The sequence below is a fragment of the Moraxella sp. ZY200743 genome (genome assembly GCF_050885545.1).
GTDB classification, from domain to species: domain Bacteria; phylum Pseudomonadota; class Gammaproteobacteria; order Pseudomonadales; family Moraxellaceae; genus Moraxella; species Moraxella haemolytica.
Genome location: NZ_CP091313.1, coordinates 911,543 through 938,359, shown reverse-complemented (window position 1 = coordinate 938,359; position 26,817 = coordinate 911,543). Strand labels below are relative to the sequence as shown.

The following is a 26,817-nucleotide window of genomic DNA, read 5'->3' as shown; positions in this document are numbered from 1 at the left end:
GGTTAATTATGAAATCTATTAATGAAATGGAGTATCACCCTACTTCACAAAAATTAGTTAAGATACTTCAAACAAAAACACAAAACAGCAATCCTTTATTTTTTAGAGTAATTGTTGCTTATTATATGGCAATGATTACCAGCCACATGAGAGTAAACATTGCAGGGTGGGCAGGTAAAGGTACTATTCCTATCAATGTATATGCCTTTGCTTTATCCCCTTCAGGTAGTGGTAAAGGACACAGTACTTCACTGATTGAAAATGAAGTGATTAATTCATTTAAGACAGCATTTATGGAACATACTTTTCCTATCTGTGCTGAACAAAATTGTGAATTACTTGCAGCCAAACGAGCTAAGAGGAATGGTACAGACATTGATGATGAGCTTATTAAACTGGCTAAGAGCTTTAATGAGTTAGGTGCATTATTATTCAGTTTTGATAGTGCTACCACACCAGCCATTAAACAAATGCGTCAAAAGCTACTTATGGCTAATGCAGGCAGTTGTAATCTGCAAGTAGATGAAATTGGAGCGAACTTTAGTGGCTCTATTGAAGCTCTTACCGCTTATTTAGAGCTGTATGATAAAGGATTTATTAAAGATAAGCTGGTTAAATCTTCTGCTGAGAATACCAGATTTGAACGCATTGATGGATATACCCCTGCTAATATGTTGTTATTTGGTACACCTTCTAAGCTATTAGATGGAGCAAGAACAGAAGAGCAACTCATGCAAATGCTTGAAATGGGATATGCTCGTAGATGCTTCTTTGGTTATGCAGAACGCAGTACTAAGCAAACAGGCATGAGTGTTGATGAAGTCATCAATCAGTTATTTAATAGCGACCATGATGATTATATTGAACAACTATCAGACCGCTTAGCATTACTTGCAGATTTATCCAATATGAATAAATCACTACGACTTACCCAAGATAGTATTAAGCTACTGGTTGAGTATAAACTCATCTGTGAACAACAAAGCCAGCAGTTATCAGAGCTTGAAAATATTCGTAAAAGTGAGTTAGAACATCGTTATTTTAAAGTAATGAAATTAGCAGGTGCTTATGCATTTATTGATGGTGATGATGAAATCTATCCACATCATGTAGAGTATGCCATCAAACTGGCAGAAGATAGTGGACAGGCTTTTGTAAGTCTTATGACACCTCAAAGACCTTATGTTAAATTAGCCAACTATCTAGCACAGACTCGTACACAAGTAACTTTGGCAGACCTTGATGAGGATTTACCATCATTTAGAGGTAGTAAAGCCCAAAAAGATGAGATGCTCATGATGGCTATTGCATGGGGATATAAAAACAATATAATTATTAAAAAATCTTATATTGAATCTATTTTATTTCTTCATGCAGATACTATTGATGAAACCAGTCTTGATAATCTTACAGTCAGTTATACCAATAACTCAGACATGACCACTGGTTATTATAATGACAGCATTACCTTTGAGCAGCTAACTCAACTGGTTACCCAACCTGATTACCATTGGCTTAGTCATCATGTTACTGATGGCTATCGTAAAGAAGATAATGCCATTGAAGGATTTAATTTACTGGTTTTAGATGTAGATGGTAGCACCAATTTATCTACAGCTCAGATGTTATTGAAAAAATATCAAGCCATCTATTACACCACTAAGAGCCACACAGATGATAATCATCGTTTCCGTATCATCTTACCCATCAACTACAATTTAAAACTGGATAAGAATGAGTACAAAGAGCTTTATAACAATGTACTTAATGATTTACCGTTTGAAGTAGATAGACAGTGTGGGCATCGTGCTAAGAAGTGGCTTAGTAACCCTAATGCATTAGTTATCTATACAGAAGGTGAGCTATTTGACATCTTACCCTATATCCCAAAAACTTCTAAGAACGAAGAACGAGAGCGTATCTTACACGACCAAAACCATCTTGATAACCTAGAAAGATGGGTCATCAATAACACAGGTGATGGTAATCGCAATAATATGCTACTTCGTTATGCCTTTGTATTAGTAGATGGTGGATTTAGCTTTGATATTATCAAAGAAAAGGTAATTTCGTTGAACAATAAGCTATCTGATAAACTAGATGAATTGGAGCTTCATAGTACCATTTTCCATACAGTTGCAGGGAGACTTGCAGCCAATGGGAAAATCTAGTATCAATGATACTGGTTAAAGCACCCTTTATAGGGTGTTTTTTCATTAACCTAAATAGGAGAAATTATGAGTAGCAATAATGACCATCTACTGTTGGTCTGTGGAGAGAGCAGTACAGGTAAGTCTGTTAGCTTATCCAATCTAAGTAATGTACTTTATTTAAATTGTGAATCAGGAAAACGCTTACCATTTAAACCAAAGAACTTTAAAGAAGTAACCATCACAGACCCTTATCAAGTATATGAAGCATTTGAATGGGCAGAAAATCAAGATGACATTAAAACCATCGTTATTGATGGTCTAAATTACTTGATGGATATGTATGAGAGTGTTCATGTTTTAACTGCATCAAACACCATGCAAAGTTGGTCTAATTATGCTCAGTTTTTTAAAAACTTGATGCAAAAGTATGTTGCTAGTAGTAGCAAATCCGTTGTCTTTACTGCACACACCAAGAGTGCTTTAAATGATAAAGCAATGGTTATGGAAACCAAAGTACCTATCAAAGGCTCTTTGTCAAATCAGGGTGTAGAGTCATACTTTAGTTGTATCGTTAGTACTAAAAAAGTAACCATTGATGATTTAACTGATTATGATAATGACTTGCTTACCTACACAGACCGTGAGCGTGCATTAGGTTTTAAATATGTATTTCAAACTCAAATCACCAAAGATACCGTCAATGAAAGAATGCGTAGTCCAATGGGATTGTTTGATGATAAAGAAACCTTTATCAATAATGATGTTACTTTAGTACTCAACCGCTTGAATGAATACTATGCTTAATGACCTAACCCATGACACTCTAACCCAGACACTTTATTATGACCCTGCTACAGGACATTTTACATGGCGTATTAAACCATCTAAGAATATCCATGCAGGTGTTCGTGCAGGTAGAGTAGATTCATCCACAGGTTATCGTTATATTAACATTCAAGGTAAACGCTACGCTGAGCATCGCTTGGCGTGGTTTTACATACACGGTACACCACCCAAACACTTAATAGACCACATTAACCATGATAGAGCAGATAACCGCATTAACAATCTTAGACAGGTTACAGTTAGCGAAAATGCTCGCAACAGAGCTAAAAATACCCAATCAAGAACCCAAGAAGTGGGTATCTGGTATAACAAACGCACTCGTAAGTATGTCGCACAAATCCGCCTAAACGGACGAAAAGTATTTCAAAAATCTTTTGATGATATTGATGATGCGATAATTGCTCGTAAACAACGAGCCATAGAATTAGGCTTTCATGAGAATCATGGAAATTAATTTTTAACCAACCAAAACCAAGAGGAATTATTATGAACTTTTTATCTAATTTAGGCTACCAAGAAAATATTGAACAAGAAAAAGATGTACTTGGTGGTAATTATAAAGTTCCAGAATCAGGCATTTATTCAGCAATTATTAAGCACGCATACACTTCACAATCGCAATCAGGTGCAGGTGCGATTAATTTTGAATTTGACCTAGACGGTGTTATTTTCCGTGAGACCTTGTATGTAACTAACCGTCAAGGTAATAATTTTTATGAGAAAAACGGTGAAAGAAACTACCTACCCTCATTTTTAAATGCTGATGCCATCGCCTTATTTGCATCAACCAAACCTTTGGCAGAGCAAAAAATTCAACCAAAAGTCATCAAGGTATATAACTTTGAACAAAAAAAAGAAGTACCAACAGAAGTGCCTATGCTTGTAGATTTGTTGGGTAAAGAAGTTAAGCTAGGCATCATTAAAGAAAAACTATTCAAGCAAGTTAAAGATAACAACGGTAACTATGTAGATGGTGATGAAATCATTAAAAGAGCTTCTATTTCAAAAGTATTTAGTGCCAAAGATAATCGTACTACATCAGAGGTTCGTGCAGGTAAAGAAGCAGAGTTCTATAAAAACTGGTTAGATAAGTGGGAAGGTCAAATCAAAGATTCTACCACTACCAATAAATCATCAACACCTACTACTGCTGGTGTAAAAAAATCTGGACTATTTGGTTAATAGGTGCAATCAATGTCAGAGAATTTAGAAACTGTCATTGGCTTTGACCCCAGTTTACGCAACTGGGGTTATTGTATTGCCAGCTTTAATCCAGAAACTAAAACCCTATTCATTAAAGAAGGGGGTGTTATCAACAGTAATCCAAAAACACAACCTTATCAAAATTTAGAGGATTTAGCATCAGCCACACAGCTATATGATGGGTTATATAAACTTAACCAGACACATAAACCCAAGTACTTTATTGCAGAGCTACCAGTAGGTTCACAATCAGCTCGTGCTATGGTGAGCTATGGTGTGTGTATTGCACTATCAAGCGTAGTGGCTTATCAAGATGGTGTTAATACTATCCCACTACTGGCTGTTACCCCACAGGAAGTTAAGCGTACTGTAGGACAGCTAGATGCTTCTAAAGAACAAGTCATTAACTGGGTGGTTAATACCTACCCAGAAGTCTGTGCATGGCTAAACAAATACCCAAAAGGTAAACAAGAGCATATTTGTGATGCCATTGCAGCTACTCATACCGCCTTACTTAACTAAACCAAAAAAGGAATAACCATGAAAATTACCCTTAACTCACAAGAACTTAACCAAGCAGTACTTCAATACTTAGAATCTCAAGGTCTTACTGTAGATACAGACAAAGCATCTGTTGAGATTACTTCAGAAGGTGTCAAGATTGACACCAACCCTACTGACACCAAACCTACCAAACAAGAAAAACCAAAAAATAAAGATGATAATAAAGAGGTTAAGACTAAGACAGAGCAGACACCCAAACAGGTTGCTCAACCAGAACCAGAACCAAAAAATGAAAACGCAAACGAGTTAGAGTCAACATCAAATGATGACCAAGACAACCAAGAACCCATTACGGTAAATGAACATGAGGATAAAAATTTATTTGCCTTTAAACAATCTACCACTTCAGATGTGCGTAAGTTATTTTCATAAGGAGAACTAAAACTTTATGACCATACCATACAAACAGGTAAACTTAAATGAGTTATTCTATATTCAACCAAACTAAGAATGACCAGCTCAAAGAACCTATGTTCTTTGGGCAGTCTGTTAATATCTCTCGCTATGACCAACAAAAACATCCTATCTTTGAACAGCTGATTGAAAAACAGTTGTCATTCTTTTGGCGACCAGAAGAGATTGATGTATCCAAAGATAGATTGGATTATATGGCACTACCAGAACATGAAAAGCACATTTTCATTTCTAATCTAAAATACCAGACCTTACTTGATAGTATTCAAGGTCGCAGTCCTAATGCAGTGTTATTACCCTTGGTTTCTATTCCTGAGCTTGAGACTTGGATTGAGACTTGGTCATTTAGTGAGACCGTACATAGTCGTAGCTATACACATATTATTCGTAATATTGTTACTGACCCATCAATCATATTTGATGATATCATGGAGAATGAGCATATCTTAGCTCGTGCAGGAGACATTGCTCATTATTATGATGACCTTTATGAAGCCTCTCAGCATTATTTATTAACAGGTAAAGGTAATCTAAGAGACATCAAAAAGAAACTGTATCTGTGCTTGCTTGCAGTAAATGTGTTAGAAGCCATTCGTTTCTATGTGTCTTTTGCTTGTAGCTTTGCCTTTGCAGAGCGAAAACTGATGGAAGGTAATGCTAAGATTATCAAGATGATTGCTCGTGATGAAGCACTACATCTAAATGGTACTCAGCACATGATTAACCTAATGCAATATGGTAAAGATGACCCAGAGATGGTAGATATTGCTGATGAATGTAAGCTACAAGCAATAGGTATCTTTCATAAAGCTGTTGAACAAGAAAAACAGTGGGCTGAGTATTTATTTAAAGATGGTTCTATGATTGGTTTAAATAAAGATATTTTACACCAATACATTGAGTACATTGCCAACATCCGTTTAACTGCAATTGGCTTACCTGCTGTATTTGATAATAAGTCCAACCCAATTCCTTGGATAAATACTTGGTTATCTTCTGATAATGTACAAGTAGCACCACAAGAAACAGAGATTACTTCTTATCTTGTAGGTCAAGTGAACAGTGATTTGGATAACTTACAGCTTGATGAGTTTGAGCTTTAAGCTTCATCATGCTCAACATTTCATCAACCGTAGGGTTGTAGTAAGTGTTGAGCAATACCTTTAAACTCCTATGCCCTGTAATTTTAGCCAGTGTCTGTACAGGTAATTGATAATCTTTGACAAACCGAGATATACCTTCATGACGAGAATCATGAAAGTGTAAATCTGTAATTCCTGCTTTCTTGGTTAATCTTATCCAAGTTTCAGATATTTGACTTACTTTATATGGTTTATCAAATAAATTATCAGTTATATCCAACCAAGATAACATCTCTTTGGCTTTATCTGTTAATGGTACATCACGACTATAACCATTCTTAGTAATGGGTATATGTATGTGATTGCTATGTATGTGTATTGCTTTAATGGATAGTATTTCACCTATCCGCATACAGGTATTTATAGCGAATATAAAGCACCATACAGCCACTTGTAAGTTATTCTTAGGTTTAGTACCCAGCAGGTATTTGCTTGCTTGTATGAGCCTTACAAGCTCATTTTCAGACACTCTACGATTTCTTGATAGGGTTGTTTTGTATAGTTTTATTTTATTAAAGGGATTTTCATTAATGATAAGCAACTCATTTTTAGCATAAGCAAAGATGGCAGATAGTCTTGATAATTCTGTTTTTACAGTATTAATTTTTACTTTCTGCAATCTATCATTACGCCATAGTATTAAACCATGTGCTGTTATATCTTGGATAAGTTTATTACTTATATTTGGATACTCACGGATAAACCTATGTATCAAGTAGTATACTTGTCTATGGCTTTTTAGATATTGACCATGTTGTTCATAATAAATGGTAGCCACTTGTTTAAAAGTTAAACCTCCACCAGACACTTTAGCTTGTTCAAGTATACTTAGTTTTTGTTTTGCTAAATGGATACATTCTTGTTCTGTATGTGCAGTGATGATGTATTTTTGTTTAGAAAAACTAAACTTTACTCGCCACTTATTGCCATGACGATGAGGGGTTAATTGACGACTCATTTTGGGAAACTTTTGGGAAACTTTTTTATAAAGACAACCCAAGAATACCCAATTTATCCATATACTTAATGAGGACGACTGGATAAACGGTGATAGCCAACACTCTCACCAACATCACCAACAAAACCCATCTGTCGCCAAAGTTCATATAAGCAAATAGATACCGAATTGGCAAGGTTTAGACTGCGAGACTGTGGCAACATGGGCAAGCGAAGCCAATTATCTACACCGATATCATCTCTAATCTTCGCTGGCAGACCATCAGTCTCCGAACCAAACACCATCGCAACACTTTCTTCTTGAGCAAGACTAAAATCATGCTCATAAAAGCTATGGCTAAACTTGGTGGTCAATGCTACCACTTGGTCAACACCCATCTCATTTAGCATCTGACGGCACACCCACCAGTCTTCATGCACTTTCAAATCAGCATATTCATGATAATCAAGCCCTGCTCGTTTTAGCTTGGTATCGTCAAGCTCAAAACCAAGCGGTTTAATTAAATGCAGTTTGGCTCCTGTATTGGCACACAGGCGAATGATATTGCCAGTATTGTTGGGGATTTTTGGGGTAAATAGGATAATATGAATGGTTGACATGGTTATTATACAGGGTTAATCAAAATATTAATGATTTAAATTCACACAAAATATCATCAATATTCATGATAATCAGTGCAAGTTTGTCGGAACTTCTTGAAACTCAAGCCTAATTATAAAAGAAAATTATCATACAAAAATCAATCACCGCTACTGTTGCTATAATTTTTTGTTCTAACTGGTTGAACACCATGAAAAGTTGCGTTAAGGACATTTTTTGGAAGCTAGCGATGCCGTTATCAATGGTGCAAAAAAGTTTGACAAAAGATTTAACAAGCTCATCTCACAAAATACCAAAAAAATTATTTTCGGTATCCGTTGTTCATGTGATAGCACCAATCATAAAAATGAACGCACCAAATGATTTACATAGCGAAACCCCATGTTAGTTGGGCTAAGCAAGGTCGCATCATGCACCATAAAACCCTCATGCTGTAAGGGCAGTAGCTCATTATCAATGCTACTAACAAGCAGTCCTGTTCGCTCCTCAAACATCTGTGTTGTCGCACCATGCCTTAGCCTAAGGGCATTCATCATGAACTCAAAGGGCAGACTATCTTCGCTAACTTTCTCAAAGCTCACCATTTTTGGGGCATAGGATGGCATAAAATTCAGATAATCTTTAGGCAAACGAGACTTACTAAACCGATAAATACCATCTGCATGTTCAGTATGATTATATAGTGTTATTTTACCATGTGCACCTGCACCGATTGCCAGATAATCACCAAATTGCCAATAATTCATATTGTGATGACAAGGTCTGTCATTTGCCCCTACCCATGCTGAGACTTCATAATTATTAAAGCCTTGCTCAAGCAGATAACAACGCCCTGCCTCTTCAATGGATTCAAGCACTTCATCATCAGGCAAGGCAGGTGGTGAACGATAAAAAGCGGTGTTTGGTTCAATGGTTAGCTGATACCACGAAATGTGAGTCGCCCCCATCTGCACAGCGGTTTTTAAATCGTGAATGGCCATATTCGCATCTTGATTGGGTAGTCCATGCATCAAATCCACATTCACCCGCTCAAAACCCGCTTGTCTTGCTTGTTTAATGGCATTCATCGCCTGCATGGGATTATGGACACGCCCTAGCGTTTGCAATACCTTGTCATCAAAAGTCTGCACCCCAATAGACGCACGATTGATTCCAATGTGGCGATATGCCTCAAATGGTGAATGTTCAATCGTACCAGGATTGACCTCAAGCGTAATCTCACAATCTGGACGAAAATCATAAAGCTCTCGCAATGCATCAAACAGCCGTTTAAACTGCTCAGCAGGCAGTAGCGATGGCGTACCCCCACCGATAAACACAGATTCAATCTGCCTATCTTGCACAAAAGATAGCTGAGACTGGGCATCTGCAATCAAAGCATCTACATAATCAGCAAAAGGTGCTGATAACAGCGCGTTTTGGTCAGGGCTAGGCAAGGCGTGTGAATTAAAGTCACAGTATGGGCATTTTTTGATGCACCAAGGAATATGGATATATAGCGACAGCGGAATACGCTTGGGTTGTAGCTCTAACAATGGGTTCATTAGCTACCCTGCTTCACTATAACAATCCGACCGATCGGTTTTATTTTGTGATGAACCAGCATGATTATCTGCCTCTATGAATTCAAATTGGTTTAATTTAAACTTCATATCCACATGCTTTTCAAGTGCAGGTAGATTAAAGGCATCATTTTCACTGACAAAACTAATGGAAATACCTGTGTGCCCTGCTCGTCCAGTACGCCCAATGCGATGCACATAGTCATCAGGCATCTCAGGTAGCGTATAATTAATGACATGAGTCACATCATCAACATGGATACCTCGCCCTGCCACATCAGTCGCCACCAAGATATTTACCTCGCCATCCTTAAAGCGTTTAAGATAACGCTCTCGTTTTTGTTGGGCGACATCACCTGAGAGCATGGTTACCTCAAACTGGCGACGCAAGTTATCATATAGTCGCTTCACTTGGTCTTTGCGATTGGCAAAAATAATGGCTTTTTTCACATCTTTGTCAGACAAAATCTCACGCAACGCCGCCATCTTTTCACGCTCAGTCAATAAATAAAAGCGTTGGTCAATCGCCTGATTGGTCTTACTCTCTGGAGCGATTTCCACAAAAGCAGGGTTATGTAGCCAGCGATAGGCTAGGTTCATCACATCAGTATTAAATGTTGCCGAGAACAATAGGCTTTGGCGGTGTGTATTGACAGGCATGTGCCGAACGATGCGTTTAATATCAGGGATAAAGCCCATGTCAAGCATGCGGTCCGCTTCATCCAAAACAAACACCTCCACTCTATCTAAGAACAACACTCCCTTGTTCACCCAGTCAATAATGCGACCTGGTGTACCAATCAAAATATCCAAAGGACGGCGTTCAAGCTGACTTGCTTGTTTATCAAAATCCGCACCACCTGTGATACATAAATTATACAGGTTACTAAAACGGGTTAATTCACGGCAATCGGCAAAAATCTGCTGTGCTAACTCACGAGTCGGTGCTAAGATTAGAGCACGGGGCTCACCCAAAAACCTTGCCTCATCAGACGCAAAGGGGTGTTTCATTAGCGATTCAATGATGGTAATCAAAAAAGTCGCTGTCTTGCCAGTACCTGTTTGAGCCTGACCAATGGCATCTTGATTGGCAAGCGTATGTGGTAAGATTTGTGCTTGAATTGGGGTTAGCTTCTCAAACCCAAGTGCACGCACCGCCTTTAAAGTCGTCTCAGACAATGGCAAATCTTCAAAACGACCAAAAGTCGCCACATCGCTTGGAAGTGTGTATAAACTCAAATGATTATCCTTATTTATTTTTGGCGGATGTTTTTGTTGGTTCAGTTGATTCTTCTAAAATCATATCAAGGCACGCATAGCCTGCTTCAGCGGTTGCACCTTGTACAAATTCACGCTTTTTATCATCGCTTGCTTCAACATTCTGCTTATACAACTCAGTCAATGCCACCTGCCAAAATTCTTTGATGTATTCGGTGATTTCATTATCACCGAACTGCTTGACAAGCTCAGCTGATACCACCTCAACTTCTTTTACGGCATCGCTTTGTTTAACATCAGATTGACGCATGACCGCCACGCTAAACACGCCTTCACCGACAATATTACAGATGCCATAAGCTGTTTTTTGTTCATCGCTTAGTTCTTGTGCATCTTGAGTGTCTGCAGCAGATGCACCCATGCAGATGCCTACAGCAAGTACACCAGCCAATAGTTTATTCATAATTTTCATTGTCATGCTCCAATAGGATAGTAAAAAATATACACAATAACGCATTATAACAATTTATGCAAATGATTTGCAAAATTATCCACATCATGAGTGATGAACGCATAAAAAAAGCCCACAAAAAAGCGGACTTTTAGTGTGTCAAGAAAAGTGTTTATAGCTTGGTTACTTCTTCAGCTTGTAATCCTTTATCGCCTTCTCTTACAACAAATTCCACTGCTTGACCTTCTTTTAGCAAGCGATAACCTTCGCCCAAAATCGCACGAAAATGCACAAACACATCTTCACCTGTCGCACGCTGAATGAAGCCAAAACCTTTGGAATCATTGAACCATTTTACAGTACCTTGTTCACGAACTGACATATTCTCTTCCTATAAAAACGCTTGAATATGATGGGCATGGTTACTAAACACGCCATCAAAGCTCATCAAGCTAAATGAACTCAAGCGGGTTGAAAATCTCAACCACACTCTTTTTACAGTAATCAGTAGGCAATTTCATCAATATCGCCAGCAATAATATTACTAACAATATTTACAAAAAATCACATCTTTACATAACTACCGCAATTATCATACCATGATAAATTCAGAATACAAGTATTTTTATCAATTTTCACACACAAGTGTCTATTTATCCACGATTAACCACCAATCAGACAAAACTTTTCACAAAAAATCTGCTAAAATAACACCATTCTTACTTTTAGACCGCCCATCATTATGAAACAGTCTTGCCACATCTTATTACTAAATGGTCCAAACCTACATCTGCTAGGCAAACGAGAACCGCACATCTACGGTACAACCACGCTAGCTGACATCGAACATCGCTTAATCAGTAAAGCCACCAAGCATGGCATCATGCTGACTGCCTTTCAGTCAAACCACGAAGGCGACATCGTTGATAAGATTGGTGAATTGGGATTATTGGCTGATGGTACGGGCTTTGACGCTGTCATCATCAATCCTGCCGCCTTTACCCATACTTCAGTAGCGATTCGTGATGCACTCACCGCCGCAAACAAGCCATTCATTGAAGTCCACCTATCCAATGTGCATGCACGAGAGCCATTTCGTACGCATTCTTATTTTTCCGATAAGGCAGTGGGTGTAATCTGCGGGCTTGGCGATATGGGCTACGACATGGCACTAGATTGGTTGGTTGAGTATTTGAATAAAGCAGACAGTGATTGACAATCCTTTTTTGATAGCTAAGATGGGTAATGCAGGCGGTAAAATACGCCCAACCACCCATCTTGATACAAGTCATAACACAGGATTGATAACAGGGATTTTTTTATCTTTGTCAAATTTTGGATTAAAGGTCTGCACCTCAGGGTTAGTTGGCAGTCCAATATCAGCCAGCTTATCTGCCACACCCACTTGAATATTATCACCTTCAAACAGGCGTTCATCATCCGTCCGCTCGGTTTTTAGGCTTTCAAAATCAAACAGTTCACGGTCAGCAAGCTGACTTGGGGCAACATTTTGCAAGGCCTTAAACATACTTGCTAGGCGTTTTGGGTGGGCATTGTCCCATTCACGCAACATATCATTAATCATCGCTCGCTGTAGGTTTTCTTGTGAGCCACAAAGATTGCAAGGGATAATGGGAAAGCCTTTATAATTGGCGTATTTAATGATGTCTTTTTCGGCGACATAAGCAAGCGGACGAATCAAGATATTTTGCTTATCATCTGATAGCAGTTTAGGCGGCATCGCCTTTAATGAACCACCATGAAACAAGTTTAAAAAGAAAGTTGCCAAAATATCATCACGATGATGCCCAAGTGCCACTTTGGTTGCACCAATTTGCTTAGCAAAGCCATATAACGAGCCACGACGCAAGCGAGAGCAAGCCGAGCAATAAGTTTTACCCTCTGATACAACCTGCTTAACGATACTGTAAGTATCTTTTTCTAGAATGTAGTAAGGAATGCCTTGCTCAGATAAGTATTCTGGCAGTATGTGTTCAGGAAAACCGGGTTGTTTTTGATCAAGATTGACCGCCACAACTTCAAAATTAATCGGTGCAATACGCTTTAAAAAAAGTAGAATATCTAGTAAAGTAAAGCTGTCTTTACCGCCTGAGATACACACCATGACCACATCGCCATCTTCAATCATATTAAAATCACGAATCGCCCACGAGACTTCCTTGCGAAGTTTCTTTTGCAATTTCTTAAAGCGAGTTGATTTAATGCCATCGTCAAAATCATGAGTTTCATCATTATTATCGGTCATGTCATCTCGCTTGTCATCATGCGACAAGGCATGAATGACCTCTAGGTCATCACTGTCTAGCGGTGCTGCATCATTCTTCAAGTCGTTTATCATGTCGTTCATGTTATCTTGCTCAATATTCTATGATTGATGTGTTTAACCTTTATTTATCCCATTTGACCATCGCTCACAGCTTGCCATGGCCATGGGTTGTTTAGGATTTTGATTTGATGGTATATTTTTTTATCTCACTGGTATTTTTGGTGTTTTCAATGGCAACAGCGACCAATTTACCATCGATTTTTTCATAGCGTACCTTTGGGGTGGATTTTTTGACTGCTTGGGCGTTATTATCACCATCTTTATTGGCATAAGTCTTATCAAAGCGATGAGAGTGCTTGGACTGTCTATCAAAACGCCCCACCCTTGTTTCATCTTTTATACCACGCTGATGAAAACCACCTGCTAGACCATGCCGAGCAGATTTATCCTGTTGGGAACGGCTACGCCCGCTTTCTTTTGTGCCATTTTGATGAGAGCGGTGCTTACTGGCATGATGAGTACGGTCGCCATGCTTATCAAAGCTACTCCAACCACTGCGTTTTTCATTCGTATCTTTAACGACTTCACCATCCACTTGCTTTTGGTGCGTCTGTACAGATCTTTCTATGGCTTTTATGCCATTTTTATGACGGATTTGGTAACTTTGATGGATGGGTTTTTTTGGATTAAAATCAAAGCCGGTTGTCTTATCTGTTAAGCACACCACTTCATAGCGAGCCAATAAACTTTCATCAAGCTCAAAGCGAGTGTAGTTGTTACTAAAATACAGTACGCCATCAGCCGAGAGTCGGTTCATCGCACGATTAATGAGTGCAACATGGTCTCGCTGTACATCAAAAGTCCCCTTAAACTTCTTAGAGTTTGAGAAAGTTGGTGGGTCAATAAAAATTACCTCATATTGCTCAGTATGCTCTTTAATCCACTCAAAAACATCTGATGCGATGAATTGATATTTCAATTTGCCATCAACATAGGCGGATAAATCCAGACCATTTAGAGCAAAGTTTTGACGCCCCCAATCTAGATAATTGGCGGACAAGTCCACACTCGTAACAGACTTTGCTCCTGCCATCGCCGCATGGACACTTGCTGTACAGGTATAAGAAAATAGATTTAATACTCGCTTGCCACGGCTGGTAGCAGCAACCATCTGACGCATATTGCGATGGTCAATAAACAGCCCTGTATCTAGATAGTCGGTAAAATTGACATAAAAGTAAGCCCCATATTCACGCACAACATACATTTTTTTGCGTTTGGTTTGAGCATCTGAATTTTTGGTATATTGGTCATTACCTGACTGTCTGGCACGAGTTTTAATAAAAACATCTTCACGAAACACCCCAAGTATTTCTCTTGTGTGATGTAACACCGAATTAAAACGCTGCTTGGCAACATCAGCAGGGATTTGTTTGGGTGGTGCGTATTCTTGTACATGCACCTTTGTGCCATATAAATCAATGGCGACATTGTAGTTGGGCAGATCTGCATCATAAACACGCAAATTACTCACCTCATCCACTTTGGCAGCTTTTTTTAGGTGAGCTAGGTTCTTTTGTAGGCGATTGATGAATTCTTGAGCCTCTTCGCTGACGATATACTGTCTTTCAAATCGCTCAATCAAACTTGGCTGTCTTTGTATATCTAGCGAACCATGACGAAAATACACCGTCAATGCACCGTTATGACAACGCAAAGTCGCAGGATTGATAATAGGCAATGTATCAACATGCTCTACATGACTACCCAACACAGCTAAAGTCGCTTGATGAATGCCAGCACACTCAAAACCATCAGATGCACACAAGCCCAAACCTTGATATAAAGGCTTAATAAAATCAGCCTCACCCAATCGCTCCCCATAAGGCGGATTGGTAATCAATAAAGGGTTGCTCGCTTGTAGTTTGGCAAGCGTATCTTTTAAGGCACTAAGTGGCTGCTGTCTTAGTGTGATGTGATTGATGATGGGCGACAGTCCTGACGCCATGAGATTTTGATGGCAGGCGTGTACCGCTGTTGCATTGGCATCAAGGGCGATGACAGTAGGCATATTCTGACTCAGTTTATCCAAATTGGCATGAAATCTGTCATTTGCCGTCATGACCTGCTGTTGCCATAGTGCATCGTCATGGTATGCCCAGTGATAAAAACCAAACTCGTTAGTCGTCTTATCTAGCCCTACAGGGTAATCAGCACGCATCAGCATGGCTTCTGTAATGAAAGTCCCCGAACCACACATTGGGTCAATGAGTGCATCGTGTTGCCCTGTATGCCAACCGCATTCGTACAATAAGGCGGCTGCTAAGTTTTCTTTTAAAGGAGCGGCGGTATTAACAACACGATAGCCACGGCGGTGCAAACTGGTGCCCAATAAATCCAAAAACAACTCAGCAAACTGATTATTCGCCACTGCAAAAATATGAATATCAGGCGTCTTTGAGACATCAGGACGAGCCCCAAGTTTACGATTAAAGGTATCCACAATCGCATCTTTAATGCGCAAGGTGGCGAACTGCTGATTAATAGTCATTCGCTTATCGGTTGATAGGCGAATAGCAAAGCTATGATCTAGGTCAAAAATCTGCGTCCAGTCGTAACGAGCAGTAAACTGATACAATGCTTCTGGCACATCTTCATCAATCACCTGCGTCTGTATGGTGCGACTGATGGCACGCCCTTTGTCATCTTTTGAGATTTGATTGGTGATGGTCTGTTTTTGCTTAAAATGATATTCGCCAATCGGCAGTAAAATACGGCTCGCCACACGGCTATATAGGCACAAATGATAGAACTGAGAAAGATCGACTGTTGCACGAATACGCCCCACACGAGTGATGTGAGCATCAATCCCAAAGGACTTAAGCTCAATCAATAGTGCATTTTCAAGCCCATCAGCACAGGTTAAAACAAGCTCAAAAGCATGAGTATCAAACTGACAAAAGGGGTTGATCAGAACAGGGGTGGTGCTACTCATAGAATTCTCAATAAGACAATGCAATCAAAACCATCTATTATAGCATACATTAGCCATCTTCACCATCGAAACTGCCTTTAATGATAACCCTAAGCCGTTCCATTAAAGCTGATTTTTAGGTTCTGCACCATCTAGGGTTTCATTCAAGTTGTCAGCAGATGGTTTATGTGGTGCAAGCTGCATCCACGACTCGCCATTCATCATTAAACGCATATGCGGATAAGGTGCATGAATGCCCGCATCATCCAAATCCTGTTTGATTTTTTCGGTGATATTCTCTTTGATGACAGGAATACGAGCTACTGACAGCGGTGCAACCCAAAAACGCACGATAAAAAACACACCATATTCACCCACCTCACTGACAGTTACCATAGGTGCTGGATGTTTTAACACCACCTCATCTGCCGATAAAGTCTTAACAATGATGCTTCTTGCCTGATTGATATCAGCATCTAAGGCAATGCGAGCTTTGACATCAAAACGAATCATCTTTTTAGAGGTTAGATTAACCACTTCTGATGAGGCGACGGTAGAGTTTGGAATAATAATGATGATATTATCACGGTCAAGAACTTGGGTGGCACGCAATGAAATCTTCACCACTCTCCCCTCTTTATCCCCTAAACGAATCCAATCACCCACCTGAAATGATTGCTCCACCAAAATGGTAATCCCTGCAATGAAGTTGGCAAGCGTACTTTGGGCTGCAAAACCCACCGCCAAACCCACAATACCCAGACCTGCCACCAATGACACAATATCAAAGCCAAACTGTGCAAGCACACTAGCCAATGCCAAAACAAGCACCAAAACCAAAATCATGTTTTTAAACAGCTGTTCTATCGATGCGTTTAACTCATAATGTTTTAGTACACCGCTTAGCATTCTTCCTGATGTCGTCCATAGCACATAATAAAAACCGATCCAGCCTGATGCCTTTGCTGTCGCCTTAACTGTATCGGCATGAAAGCCAATCTGCATCATCACTGCAATCAAACTTGTTACAAACCACACATAGCGAAGGATGGCACGCATGATACGCATTCGTCGCTGGGATAGATGCAAAAATGCCCGAGCGTGCTTGATGCAATAAACCAACAGCCAATAAATAAAGCCAATCAAGGACAACAAAATGATAATCTTAATTGCTGTCGCTGACAACGCCAGACCCCGCTCGGTCCAGTTCATATTATCATCAAGCGAACCACCCAAAAACAGATAAACACTTTGATAAAGATCTTTGATGATTTTTTCAAAAAAATCCATGATGGCTTGACTATTCATAGGCTAACTGTGGCGTTTGTGGCATATTAATGTTACAATATCCATTTGTAAGCCAAAAAGTGTGCTGCATCTTGCTTACAATGAATTTTTGCGTTATTGTAGCAAAATTATCGCTAAAAATATGCTTTATTTACTGTGTTTTTTACTTTTTTATGGATCGCAAGCCCAAACCGACCACCCCCTATCTTAGCAAGTGAAGTAATAATAATGAATGGATTGCTGACGCTGATTTTAATAGTAACGCCAATGTTTGTCGGATTTGGCTTACCTAGTCGCCCAAGCTGGGTAATCACTGCCGAACGCTTGCTTAATTATTTGGTATTTTTAATTCTCATCGTCATTGGTATTGAGCTTGGCTTGGTAGATAATTTAAGCCAAAAAATTGACGAAATTACTTTATATTTAGGCACTTTGACCGCACTCACTGTTGGTTTTGGCTCAGTTGCACTGTATCTTTTTGACAAACTTATTCCCATTAAGCATCACAGCAAATCCCCTGCCCAAAAGACCAAAATCAGCCTACATGGTAGCTTGATGCAGATCAGCTGTTTGGCACTGGGTTTTATCATGGCAAGGTTTCTACCCCCAATCTTATTACCACCAAATGGTACAACCACCGCACTGCTCATGCTACTTTTATTCCTTGTGGGCGTCAGCTTAAAGGGGTCTGGTGTTACATTAACACAGGCGATGCTAAACAAGCGAGGCTTACAAATTAGTGTCATTTTTACGGCGGCGACACTTTTTGGTGGTGTAGCTTTTGCTCTATTATTTGACGAGGTAAGCATCACAAAAGGTCTAGCACTCGCCTCAGGCTTTGGTTGGTATTCACTCTCTGGTACAGTGATGACCGATGCTTATGGGGCAGTGTGGGGTAGTGTCGCCCTACTAAATGATCTTTTAAGAGAGATCATTGCATTCATCTTTATCCCTTGGATGATGCGTCGTTCATCATCAGCGGCGATTGGGCTTGGTGGCGTTACCAGTCTTGACTTCACCTTGCCAACTTTAACCGCATCAGGCGGTACACAAATCATTCCCACCATCATCAGTTTTGGTTTTATTACCAATATCATCTCACCGATTTTTATGGTGTTTTTTAGCGCATTAGGTTAATGATAAGCCATGACTGATCATCATGGCTTTATTGTTTTTCGGATATACGCCATTACTCACAGAAACATGATTTTAAGTGGTAAGATAAGATTGCCCATATAAATGCCAAGCCAAAATAATCAATCAATCTTTATGAATGAAACCTAACCACCCCCTGCCTTTTTATTAAAAAAATTCATCAACAAGCGAGATTTACCCACCAAATTTACCATCTCAGCACGAATAAATCTCAGTGGCTCTTTTTGTGGCAAACTCCCTGAAAAAGCATAGTTAATCAACGAAAACCCATGCATCATCACTTTATTATATGAACACCGTTCTCGCTCATAACGACGCAATAAATGCTTGCTATCTTGGTCGGACTGTCTGATAAGCTGTAGCAATGTCGCCACATCCGCCAATCCTAAATTCAACCCCTGTCCTGCCAAAGGATGCACGCCATGAGCAGCATCACCAATCAGTAAAGTATGCGGTGCGGTATAGCTTTTGGCAACCTGAGCAGATAAAGCAAAACTGGCAACAGACTCAATGCGATGAATCCGCCCACGCTCATAACCACTAGCAAGAGCTAATTTATGCATCAACTCATCATGGGGTAGTGCCAAATATTCCTTTGCCATTTGAGTGGGTAGTGTCCACACCACCGAATGCCAACACCCATCATCCTCTGCTGATACATCTGCCAAAGGCAGTAATGCCAGTGTGCCTGATGGTAGCATGGCTTGGCGTGCAGTATGCTCATGTGGCTTATCAGTCTTGATGGCACAGCAGATGGCGGTCTGCTGATAGTCAAGTTTATCCACCAAAATGCCAGATAATCGCCTAACAACAGAACTCCTACCGTCAGCACCCACCAACAGCTTGGTGTCCACTAGGGTGGTGTTGCCAGCATCACAAATAAGGCGAAGGCTGATGCCGTCATGGCGAATATCAAAGCCAAAGATTTCATCGACCCGCCTGTCATGTAGCACGGTCAAATATTGTGCCAAATCTGCTTGGCGTGCTCGTTTGTATAGTGCTTCATCGATGACGATGGGTTCAATCATACTACCTAAAATCGGCGGATTAATAGATTCTTTGGCAAAATTTAACTCACCACGCCCATCACTTTGCCACACCTTCATGTCCGTATAATCAGCACGACGCACAAAGTCCACCACACCGATGGATTCAAATAACGCCAAACTTGCCAAATTCAGTGCATACACCCGAGCATCACGATAAGCCAAAGCTGCTTGTCGCTGTTCATTACTCATGGCAGGCTTAGCATCAATCAAGACGACTTGTTTTTTAAGGCTAGCAAGCCCAATAGCAAGCGTCATGCCTACCACACCCCCGCCCACAATAAAAACATCAGTGCAGATTTTATCAACCATTATTTTAACGCTCAAAAAATACCAACTAAAATACCAAAAAGCACATTGGTTTTTATTTAATCATTGACAACAAAAAAGTGCAAGGCGAACTTGCACTTTTTTATATTTCATCGGTTATACACGATAGTACATATCAAATTCAAGTGGGTGAACCACTTCATTGATTCGGTGTACTTCTTTCATTTTTAGGTCGATGTAGCTGTCAATCATCTCTTTGCTAAACACACCGCCTTTTAATAAGAACTCATGGTCATCACGCAAAGCGTTGAGTGCCACCTCTAGGTTTTCTGCCACCGTTGGAATTAGAGTTTCTTCTTCTGGTGGTAGGTCGTATAGGTTCTTATCGGCTGCCTCGCCTGGATCCATCTTGTTTTCAATGCCATCAAGACCTGCCATCAAGAGTGCAGCAAAGCACAGGTATGGGTTGGCTGATGGGTCAGGGAAGCGAGCTTCAATACGCACCGCTTTTGGACTGTTGACATGTGGAATACGGATAGAAGCCGAGCGGTTCGATGCCGAATATGCCAGTTTAATCGGTGCTTCATAGTGTGGCACAAGACGCTTATAACTGTTTGTGCTTGGGTTGGTGATGGCATTTAATGCTCGAGCATGCTTGATGATACCACCGATAAAATATAGTGCCATCTTAGATAGTCCTGCATACTCATCACCAGAGAACATATTGACACCATCTTTTGAGATGGACATATTGACATGCATGCCAGAGCCATTATCACCAACTAGCGGTTTTGGCATAAAGGTTGCAGTTTTGCCAAATTGATTGGCAACATTTTGTACAATATACTTAAACTGCTGTACTTCATCTGCTTTTTTAAGCAAGGTATTAAACGAGATACCAATTTCAAGCTGGCAACTTGCCACCTCGTGATGGTGCACCTCGATACGACCCTCCCCCATCACTTCTTCAATGCGGTCACACATCACAGAACGCATTTCATGATAGTGATCTACAGGAGCAGTAACTGCATAAGCACCCTTGACCGCAGGTCGTTGACCTAAGTTACCCCATTGATAGTCGTTATCAGCACTCCATGCCGCCGCCTCTGCAATAACTTGGCTTCTAGCACCTGACATATCAATATCCCATTTGACTTCATCAAACACAAAAAACTCTGGCTCAGGTCCGATGAACGCAGTATCGCCAATCCCTGTTGATTTTAGATAAATTTCTGCACGGCGTGCAATAGAGCGTGGGTCTTTAGCGTAGCCTTGTAAGGTATCAGGCTCAATAACATCACAAGCAACAACGATGGTTGGCGTACTAAAAAAAGGATCTAAATAGGCTGTGCTAGCATCTGGCAACAAAATCATGTCCGATGCCTCAACACCTTTCCAGCCTGCCACACTTGACGCATCAAACATTTTGCCGTCTTCTAGAACATCTTCATCAATGCTTGAGACAGGGAAAGTTAAGTGTTTTTCTTTACCATGCGTGTCCGTAAAACGAAAATCCACCCACTTTGCACCCGATGATTCAATCAAATCAAACAGCTTATTAGACATAATTTCACTCCAAAATCATAAACATAAGTACACTAAACGGTAAGATATTAAAGCCCTTCTTATCATCTGTCAATCATTTTTGACAATTTGAGCGGTTTCATTAAAACTTATCAAAAAACCGAATTATTAATCAAATATATTAATAATTCGGTTTTTTAATTAGGTAAGTTCATCTGGGTGGTGTCAGGATTGAGTCCAAAATAAAATACCACTGTTGCAATCAGACTGTTAATGATGATAAACGCCCAGTCAAATGTTTCGTGGTTTAATAAAAAGCGACCAACCAATGCACTAACCGCCAGCATGATGACAAAACAAGCCAGTAGATATTTAATAATCAGTGGGTGTGTTAGAGAGAATCGTTCGTGATTGACTTGGTGGCGTAAAAGGTGCTTGCGATGAATGACAAAACCAATCACATAAACAATCGCCCCAAAAATGATAGAACCAACAATACCCATCAGACACCTTTTTTATCTCATCAACGCTATTTATCTTATAAATTCTTTGATATCAATCTAAGATTGACACACCAACCAACCACAAACATAATCAAAGTAAATCAATCAAATCATCATCGCAAGACACTTGATAAACCGTGTTTGAGCCATGAACAATATACATAATATGGCGACTATCCAACAATGGATTGATATTTTTGATGGATTCTTTGACCTGTGCCAAAACCATCGCACCATCTTTTCGTGCAACAATCTGTTCAATATCATCTTGACTTATATCAAATCCATTTGCTTTAAAATACCGCCAACCTGTCGGTATATTCAGCACTTCAAGTGGTTCGGGTTTATCCCAAACAGATGAGCTACCTTTTGGTTCTTTCATCTGCATGACCAAAACGCCATCATCTTGACTGATTTTTATTTGAGCAGGCTCATCATGACTAACGGTATAACACCCCACCACAGCATCCATCTGCACGCTTACCTGCGTGTCGCTCGGTGCCGTGATTGTACTTATATCTTGCTCGTCCGACTTTTGGCAGGCAACCAAAAAAATCAGCAAACATAGCGTGCCAAAACCAATAAATTTTGGGGTAAATCGTACAATCATAAATCAACCAGTTGGTAATATCTCAATGAGTAATATCATGGGCAAAGCACTCACTTGTAAAAAACCCATCATGTCAAATCAGCTTGGTTATTTTACCGATATTTATGTGATTTTGCTAGCTTAAGTTTTATCTTTTGTCTGAAGTTTTTGTGAATGTTAGGATAGACTTTGATATCAAGACATAAATTTCTTAGCAAGGGTTTAAAAAATCACAAATACCCCCATATTGTTAGCATCTGTGCTATAATATCCAGTATTTTTTTAGGTCAAGCAAATAATAACAAAGCGAGTATTCATGAGCGAACAACATTCTAATTCTCAGCTAGCGACTTTGATTCAGCTAGGCAAGGAACAAGGTTATCTGACTTATGCCGAAGTCAACGACCAACTGCCTGAATCAGTTACAGAAAGCGACCAGATTGAAGACATCATTCAGATGCTAACCGATGTAGGCATTCCTATATACGAAGTTGCCCCAGATGAAGATGACATCATCTTGACCAGCTCAAGTAATGATGACGACATGGCTACCGATGAAGCCGTTGCCGTCTTAGCGAGCGTTGAGACCGAGCCAGGTCGCACAACCGACCCTGTGCGTATGTATATGCGTGAGATGGGTACTGTAGATTTGCTGACTCGTGAAGGTGAGATTGGCATCGCCAAACGCATCGAAGAAGGTACTCGAGAAGTGCAGTACATTATGGCTTACTGGCCAGGTACAGTAAAATTCGTGCTTGATGAATACGCCCAAATCGAGACAGGCGAAAAGAAAATCTCCGATATCGTCTCAGGATTTTTAAATCTTGGTGATGATGAATTTGAACTCAAAGATGACAACGAAATCGACCTAACAGACATCAAAGAAGAAAACAAAGTTAATGCCCTAGAAGACGATGACGAAGAAAACGGAAGTATGGATGCTGCTGGCGGCGATGATGACAGCAACCTTGACCCTGAAGAAGTGCGTACCCGCTTTGAAGAGATTCAAACTCTATTTGCCAAATCACAACAAGCCCTAGAAAAGCACGGTCGTGGCAGTAAGGAAGCTAAGGCAGCTTATGATGCATTAGCATCTCGTTTTATGCTCATTAAACTAAATAACCGTCTATCTGACCAAGTCATGACGCTCATGCGTGAAGTGTATGAAGATGTTCGTAATAATGAACGCAAAATCATGCGTTTGGTGGTGCGTCGTGGCAAGATGCCGATTGACGAGTTTAAAAAAACCTTTCCAAGCAATGAAACCAATCTTGATTGGCTACGCCTTCGCATTGATGGTAAACCTGCCTTTGCTGAGACATTAGAAAAGGTATTACCTGAAGTCATCGCCCTACAAGAAAACATCCTAGCTCACGAAAATGAACTACAAATGGATGTCAAAAACATGAAGGCGGTGGCTCGCCAAATGGCAATCGGTGAGGCAAAAGCCCGCCGTGCTAAAAAAGACATGGTTGAAGCCAACCTGCGTTTGGTCATCTCCATTGCCAAAAAATACACCAACCGTGGCTTGCAGTTCCTTGATCTTATCCAAGAGGGTAATATCGGTCTTATGAAAGCTGTGGATAAGTTTGAATATCGCCGTGGGTATAAGTTTTCCACCTATGCCACATGGTGGATTCGCCAAGCCATCACTCGCTCTATTGCTGACCAAGCACGCACAATTCGTATTCCAGTACATATGATTGAGACGATTAATAAAATTAACCGTGTTAGTCGTCAGCTGTTGCAAGAAATGGGGCGTGAACCCACACCAGAAGAGTTGGGCGAACGCTTAGATATGGACGAGGCGAAAGTTCGCAAAGTCCTAAAAATCGCCAAAGAGCCTATCTCTATGGAGACTCCGATTGGTGATGATGAGGATAGCCATTTGGGTGATTTCATCGAAGACAACACCATCTCAAGTCCTGTAGATAGTGCCACCGCTGAAGGGTTGCGTGAAGCAACTCGTGAGGTGCTAGACAACCTAACCGAACGAGAGGCAAAGGTACTCAAAATGCGTTTCGGCATTGACATGGCATCTGATCACACCCTAGAAGAGGTTGGCAAACAATTTGATGTTACCCGTGAACGCATTCGCCAAATAGAAGCCAAAGCCCTGCGTAAACTTCGCCACCCTTCTCGCTCTGAGCATCTGCGTTCATTTCTTGAAAATGATTAAAGGGCAAGTCGGACCGCTCAAGTCAGTCAAGGATTGGCTTAACCAATCAGCTTTTGACAATAAAATAGCCACCCTGCGTGGTTATTTTATTTTTCGTTTCTGATGGATTACTTAAAAAACAGTCCTTAGGACAATCCGCCAGACAACTTGAAAAATCACCACAAGACTCCATCTATTTACCACACCAAATAACATAATAAATAATCAGGTAGCCGCTATGAAACTTACCAACCTAAACCGCAAACCCACCGCAACCAATGCCAAACGCACAGAAATCCAAAACCCAGAGCTTTGGAATTTTCCAATGGATTATCCCATTAGTATCATTGGTCATGAAGGTGAACACGATGCTTTGTTGCATGAAGTTACTTTAATTTTGGCAGAGATTTTTCCTAAATTTGATGCTGCAAGCATTCAAATCAAACCATCTAAAACAGGCAGATTTCACGCTTTAAGAACCAGACTGTACTTAACTTCTGCCGATGAAGTCAATCGATTATATACCGCCCTTGATAAAGCAAAAACCGTAAAGACAGTTGTATAAAACCCATCTTTATCGTTAAGCGTGCTATCACCCATATTTATCAATATCACACAGCTTTTATGTCATGACCACTCCACCACCAAAACCAAGTACCACTACTTTGCGTGTGTTACATACTTCAGATTGGCATCTTGGCAAACGACTTCATCAACAGCAACGCTATGAAGAGTTTGTTGAGTTTTTGGATTGGTTGGTGGACTGCATCAACACTCAAGCAGTTGATGTTTTGATTGTTGCAGGTGATGTTTTTGACACCATGACACCCAGCAACAAAGCCCAAGAACTGTATTATCGCTTTTTGGGTATGGTTGCTAAAAGCAGTTGTCGCCATATCATCATCACCGCAGGCAATCATGACAGCCCAACCTTCTTGGACGCCCCAAAATCCATCTTAACTTTCCTAAATATCCATGTCATCGGCATGGCAAGCAGTCAAGTGGATGATGAGCTACTCATATTAAATAACGATGGCATACCAGAAGCCATCATACTGGCCGTACCTTATTTGCGTGATAAAGATGTTCGTGATAGTGGGATATTTGATGACATAAAAAATAAAGAATATGATACCATAAGCGGAATCGCCAACCACTACAAGAAACTCACCACCCATGCCAAAGAGCAACAAGCACGCATTCTAACCGAGCATCACAAAAAAGTCCCCATCATTGCCACGGGTCATCTATTCATTGCAGGGTCGCACACATCATCTCATGATGACGGTATGCGAGAGCTGTATGTCGGCACGCTTGGGCAAGTCTCTGCCAGTATTTTTGATGAAGCGATTGATTATGTTGCCTTAGGTCATATCCACGCACCACAAAAAGTTGCAGGCTGTGAACACATTCGCTACTGCGGTTCACCGATTGCCATGGGTTTTGGAGAAGTAGGAAAATCCAAACAAGTACTCATTATTGATTTTACTGATGAACAACCACCAAAAATTCACACCCTGTCCATTCCTGTATTCCAAAGACTGGTTCGCATCACGGGTGATTGGGATGATATCATCAATGAACTTACCCAGCTTTATGACGAACCTAACAGCATCTGGGCGGAAGTTATCTATACAGGATCTGCACTACGCCCCACTCTTACCCAAGACATACGAGAACTATTAAAAGATACCAATATCTTAGCATTAAGCATACAAAATCAGGCTTTGTATAAAAAGACCCTTGCCGTACAGCCGACAGCTCTGAATATAAAATCACTCAGTGAGATGGATGTTTTTACACAATTACTCAACAAAAAAGGCATTGATGAAGGCGAACAAACACAACTTAAAACCGCTTATCAAATTCTTTTGAGTGCTGTACACGACAGCGACCAACACGCAGAATGATTC

25 protein-coding genes are annotated in these 26,817 nt (G+C 40.3%); 12 read left to right on the top strand and 13 right to left on the bottom strand.

Annotated elements, in window-relative coordinates; translation table 11 throughout:
• Positions 1-8 precede the first annotated feature (8 nt).
• From L3D27_RS04580 to nrdB, 7 genes are all read left to right on the top strand, one after another.
• Entirely contained in the window at positions 9-2,171 is a 2,163-nt protein-coding gene (locus tag L3D27_RS04580; protein WP_432481701.1) for a DUF3987 domain-containing protein, read from the top strand.
• A gap of 66 nt (positions 2,172-2,237) precedes the next feature.
• Entirely contained in the window at positions 2,238-2,957 is a 720-nt protein-coding gene (locus L3D27_RS04575; RefSeq protein ID WP_432481700.1) for an AAA family ATPase, read from the top strand.
• Positions 2,950-3,453: an HNH endonuclease signature motif containing protein gene (locus L3D27_RS04570; protein ID WP_432481699.1), complete on the top strand. Its 504-nt coding sequence runs from the start codon at positions 2,950-2,952 to the stop codon at positions 3,451-3,453. Before L3D27_RS04575 ends, L3D27_RS04570 begins: the two co-directional genes overlap by 8 nt.
• Before the next feature lie 32 nt (positions 3,454-3,485).
• Positions 3,486-4,181 (top strand): hypothetical protein, encoded by a 696-nt coding sequence (locus L3D27_RS04565; RefSeq protein WP_432481698.1) that lies wholly within the window; start codon positions 3,486-3,488, stop codon positions 4,179-4,181.
• A gap of 12 nt (positions 4,182-4,193) precedes the next feature.
• The gene (locus L3D27_RS04560; RefSeq protein WP_432481697.1) at positions 4,194-4,724 is read left to right on the top strand and encodes a crossover junction endodeoxyribonuclease RuvC; all 531 of its coding nucleotides are present in this window, start codon (positions 4,194-4,196) and stop codon (positions 4,722-4,724) included.
• A gap of 18 nt (positions 4,725-4,742) precedes the next feature.
• Positions 4,743-5,138, top strand: a complete 396-nt coding sequence (locus tag L3D27_RS04555; protein WP_432481696.1) for a hypothetical protein — start codon at positions 4,743-4,745, stop codon at positions 5,136-5,138.
• Between the two features lie 47 nt (positions 5,139-5,185).
• Positions 5,186-6,283, top strand: coding sequence for a class Ia ribonucleoside-diphosphate reductase subunit beta (gene nrdB, locus L3D27_RS04550; protein WP_432481695.1), 1,098 nt, complete (start codon positions 5,186-5,188; stop codon positions 6,281-6,283).
• Here nrdB and L3D27_RS04545 read toward each other — a convergent pair.
• The 6 genes from L3D27_RS04545 to L3D27_RS04520 form a co-directional block, all read right to left on the bottom strand.
• On the bottom strand, positions 6,213-7,280 hold the full coding sequence (locus L3D27_RS04545; protein WP_432481694.1) for a site-specific integrase: 1,068 nt from the start codon (positions 7,278-7,280) through the stop codon (positions 6,213-6,215). The genes nrdB and L3D27_RS04545 overlap by 71 nt on opposite strands.
• 65 nt (positions 7,281-7,345) lie before the next feature.
• Positions 7,346-7,879, bottom strand: a complete 534-nt coding sequence (locus tag L3D27_RS04540; protein ID WP_432481693.1) for a tRNA (cytidine(34)-2'-O)-methyltransferase — start codon at positions 7,877-7,879, stop codon at positions 7,346-7,348.
• A 339-nt stretch (positions 7,880-8,218) separates the two neighbouring features.
• Positions 8,219-9,424 (bottom strand): radical SAM family heme chaperone HemW, encoded by a 1,206-nt coding sequence (hemW, locus tag L3D27_RS04535; RefSeq protein WP_432481692.1) that lies wholly within the window; start codon positions 9,422-9,424, stop codon positions 8,219-8,221.
• Positions 9,425-9,427: 3 nt separating this feature from the next.
• Positions 9,428-10,654: a DEAD/DEAH box helicase gene (locus L3D27_RS04530; RefSeq protein ID WP_432481874.1), complete on the bottom strand. Its 1,227-nt coding sequence runs from the start codon at positions 10,652-10,654 to the stop codon at positions 9,428-9,430.
• Between the two features lie 37 nt (positions 10,655-10,691).
• On the bottom strand, positions 10,692-11,132 hold the full coding sequence (locus L3D27_RS04525) for a hypothetical protein (protein ID WP_373630488.1): 441 nt from the start codon (positions 11,130-11,132) through the stop codon (positions 10,692-10,694).
• 151 nt (positions 11,133-11,283) lie between these two features.
• A complete protein-coding gene (locus tag L3D27_RS04520; RefSeq protein ID WP_284674395.1) occupies positions 11,284-11,493 on the bottom strand; it encodes a cold-shock protein in 210 nt (69 codons plus the stop codon).
• Positions 11,494-11,847: 354 nt separating this feature from the next.
• Here L3D27_RS04520 and aroQ point away from each other — a divergent pair, with 354 nt between their 5' ends.
• On the top strand, positions 11,848-12,327 hold the full coding sequence (aroQ, locus tag L3D27_RS04515) for a type II 3-dehydroquinate dehydratase (protein ID WP_432481873.1): 480 nt from the start codon (positions 11,848-11,850) through the stop codon (positions 12,325-12,327).
• Positions 12,328-12,399: 72 nt separating this feature from the next.
• Here aroQ and ttcA read toward each other — a convergent pair whose 3' ends face one another.
• From ttcA to L3D27_RS04500, 3 genes are all read right to left on the bottom strand, one after another.
• Positions 12,400-13,377, bottom strand: coding sequence for a tRNA 2-thiocytidine(32) synthetase TtcA (gene ttcA / locus L3D27_RS04510; protein WP_432481871.1), 978 nt, complete (start codon positions 13,375-13,377; stop codon positions 12,400-12,402).
• 193 nt (positions 13,378-13,570) lie between these two features.
• Positions 13,571-16,393: a bifunctional 23S rRNA (guanine(2069)-N(7))-methyltransferase RlmK/23S rRNA (guanine(2445)-N(2))-methyltransferase RlmL gene (gene rlmKL / locus L3D27_RS04505; RefSeq protein ID WP_432481691.1), complete on the bottom strand. Its 2,823-nt coding sequence runs from the start codon at positions 16,391-16,393 to the stop codon at positions 13,571-13,573.
• A 102-nt stretch (positions 16,394-16,495) separates the two neighbouring features.
• The gene (locus L3D27_RS04500; protein WP_284674393.1) at positions 16,496-17,680 is read right to left on the bottom strand and encodes a mechanosensitive ion channel family protein; all 1,185 of its coding nucleotides are present in this window, start codon (positions 17,678-17,680) and stop codon (positions 16,496-16,498) included.
• A gap of 207 nt (positions 17,681-17,887) precedes the next feature.
• Between L3D27_RS04500 and L3D27_RS04495 the strand changes: the two genes are divergently transcribed.
• The gene (locus L3D27_RS04495; RefSeq protein WP_284674392.1) at positions 17,888-18,796 is read left to right on the top strand and encodes a lysine exporter LysO family protein; all 909 of its coding nucleotides are present in this window, start codon (positions 17,888-17,890) and stop codon (positions 18,794-18,796) included.
• A 143-nt stretch (positions 18,797-18,939) separates the two neighbouring features.
• Here the strand turns inward: L3D27_RS04495 and L3D27_RS04490 are convergent, their stop codons facing one another.
• The 4 genes from L3D27_RS04490 to L3D27_RS04475 all read right to left on the bottom strand — a co-directional run bounded on the left by L3D27_RS04490 (position 18,940) and on the right by L3D27_RS04475 (position 22,767).
• Entirely contained in the window at positions 18,940-20,187 is a 1,248-nt protein-coding gene (locus tag L3D27_RS04490; protein ID WP_432481690.1) for an FAD-dependent monooxygenase, read from the bottom strand.
• 99 nt (positions 20,188-20,286) lie between these two features.
• Positions 20,287-21,696 carry a type I glutamate--ammonia ligase gene (gene glnA / locus L3D27_RS04485; protein WP_284674390.1) on the bottom strand — a complete coding sequence of 470 codons (1,410 nt, stop codon included), beginning with the start codon at positions 21,694-21,696 and terminating at the stop codon, positions 20,287-20,289.
• Between the two features lie 155 nt (positions 21,697-21,851).
• Positions 21,852-22,157, bottom strand: a complete 306-nt coding sequence (locus L3D27_RS04480) for a hypothetical protein (protein ID WP_284674389.1) — start codon at positions 22,155-22,157, stop codon at positions 21,852-21,854.
• 91 nt (positions 22,158-22,248) lie between these two features.
• Complete coding sequence (locus tag L3D27_RS04475) at positions 22,249-22,767, bottom strand: hypothetical protein (protein WP_284674388.1); 519 nt, start codon at positions 22,765-22,767, stop codon at positions 22,249-22,251.
• Between the two features lie 295 nt (positions 22,768-23,062).
• On the opposite strand from L3D27_RS04475, the gene rpoD reads away from it, so the two are divergent.
• The 3 genes from rpoD to L3D27_RS04460 all read left to right on the top strand — a co-directional run bounded on the left by rpoD (position 23,063) and on the right by L3D27_RS04460 (position 26,814).
• Positions 23,063-24,925, top strand: coding sequence for an RNA polymerase sigma factor RpoD (rpoD, locus tag L3D27_RS04470; RefSeq protein ID WP_432481689.1), 1,863 nt, complete (start codon positions 23,063-23,065; stop codon positions 24,923-24,925).
• A 217-nt stretch (positions 24,926-25,142) separates the two neighbouring features.
• On the top strand, positions 25,143-25,469 hold the full coding sequence (locus tag L3D27_RS04465; RefSeq protein ID WP_373627376.1) for a YbeD family protein: 327 nt from the start codon (positions 25,143-25,145) through the stop codon (positions 25,467-25,469).
• 64 nt (positions 25,470-25,533) lie between these two features.
• On the top strand, positions 25,534-26,814 hold the full coding sequence (locus L3D27_RS04460; protein ID WP_432481688.1) for an exonuclease SbcCD subunit D C-terminal domain-containing protein: 1,281 nt from the start codon (positions 25,534-25,536) through the stop codon (positions 26,812-26,814).
• The last annotated feature ends 3 nt before the right edge of the window (positions 26,815-26,817 follow it).

Excerpts from the sequence above, each read along its gene's own strand:
- hemW (WP_432481692.1), bottom strand. The coding sequence starts at position 9,424 with ATGAACCCATTGTTAGAGCTACAACCCAAGCGTATTCCGCTGTCGCTA.
- L3D27_RS04570 (WP_432481699.1), top strand. The coding sequence starts at position 2,950 with ATGCTTAATGACCTAACCCATGACACTCTAACCCAGACACTTTATTAT.
- L3D27_RS04475 (WP_284674388.1), bottom strand. The coding sequence starts at position 22,767 with ATGATTGTACGATTTACCCCAAAATTTATTGGTTTTGGCACGCTATGT.
- L3D27_RS04565 (WP_432481698.1), top strand. The coding sequence starts at position 3,486 with ATGAACTTTTTATCTAATTTAGGCTACCAAGAAAATATTGAACAAGAA.
- L3D27_RS04460 (WP_432481688.1), top strand. The coding sequence starts at position 25,534 with ATGACCACTCCACCACCAAAACCAAGTACCACTACTTTGCGTGTGTTA.
- L3D27_RS04580 (WP_432481701.1), top strand. The coding sequence starts at position 9 with ATGAAATCTATTAATGAAATGGAGTATCACCCTACTTCACAAAAATTA.
- nrdB (WP_432481695.1), top strand. The coding sequence starts at position 5,186 with ATGAGTTATTCTATATTCAACCAAACTAAGAATGACCAGCTCAAAGAA.
- L3D27_RS04465 (WP_373627376.1), top strand. The coding sequence starts at position 25,143 with ATGAAACTTACCAACCTAAACCGCAAACCCACCGCAACCAATGCCAAA.
- rlmKL (WP_432481691.1), bottom strand. The coding sequence starts at position 16,393 with ATGAGTAGCACCACCCCTGTTCTGATCAACCCCTTTTGTCAGTTTGAT.
- L3D27_RS04495 (WP_284674392.1), top strand. The coding sequence starts at position 17,888 with ATGAATGGATTGCTGACGCTGATTTTAATAGTAACGCCAATGTTTGTC.
- rpoD (WP_432481689.1), top strand. The coding sequence starts at position 23,063 with ATGAGCGAACAACATTCTAATTCTCAGCTAGCGACTTTGATTCAGCTA.
- L3D27_RS04520 (WP_284674395.1), bottom strand. The coding sequence starts at position 11,493 with ATGTCAGTTCGTGAACAAGGTACTGTAAAATGGTTCAATGATTCCAAA.
- L3D27_RS04525 (WP_373630488.1), bottom strand. The coding sequence starts at position 11,132 with ATGAAAATTATGAATAAACTATTGGCTGGTGTACTTGCTGTAGGCATC.
- L3D27_RS04545 (WP_432481694.1), bottom strand. The coding sequence starts at position 7,280 with ATGAGTCGTCAATTAACCCCTCATCGTCATGGCAATAAGTGGCGAGTA.
- glnA (WP_284674390.1), bottom strand. The coding sequence starts at position 21,696 with ATGTCTAATAAGCTGTTTGATTTGATTGAATCATCGGGTGCAAAGTGG.
- L3D27_RS04540 (WP_432481693.1), bottom strand. The coding sequence starts at position 7,879 with ATGTCAACCATTCATATTATCCTATTTACCCCAAAAATCCCCAACAAT.
- L3D27_RS04480 (WP_284674389.1), bottom strand. The coding sequence starts at position 22,157 with ATGGGTATTGTTGGTTCTATCATTTTTGGGGCGATTGTTTATGTGATT.
- L3D27_RS04555 (WP_432481696.1), top strand. The coding sequence starts at position 4,743 with ATGAAAATTACCCTTAACTCACAAGAACTTAACCAAGCAGTACTTCAA.
- L3D27_RS04560 (WP_432481697.1), top strand. The coding sequence starts at position 4,194 with ATGTCAGAGAATTTAGAAACTGTCATTGGCTTTGACCCCAGTTTACGC.
- ttcA (WP_432481871.1), bottom strand. The coding sequence starts at position 13,377 with ATGACCGATAATAATGATGAAACTCATGATTTTGACGATGGCATTAAA.
- L3D27_RS04575 (WP_432481700.1), top strand. The coding sequence starts at position 2,238 with ATGAGTAGCAATAATGACCATCTACTGTTGGTCTGTGGAGAGAGCAGT.
- L3D27_RS04500 (WP_284674393.1), bottom strand. The coding sequence starts at position 17,680 with ATGAATAGTCAAGCCATCATGGATTTTTTTGAAAAAATCATCAAAGAT.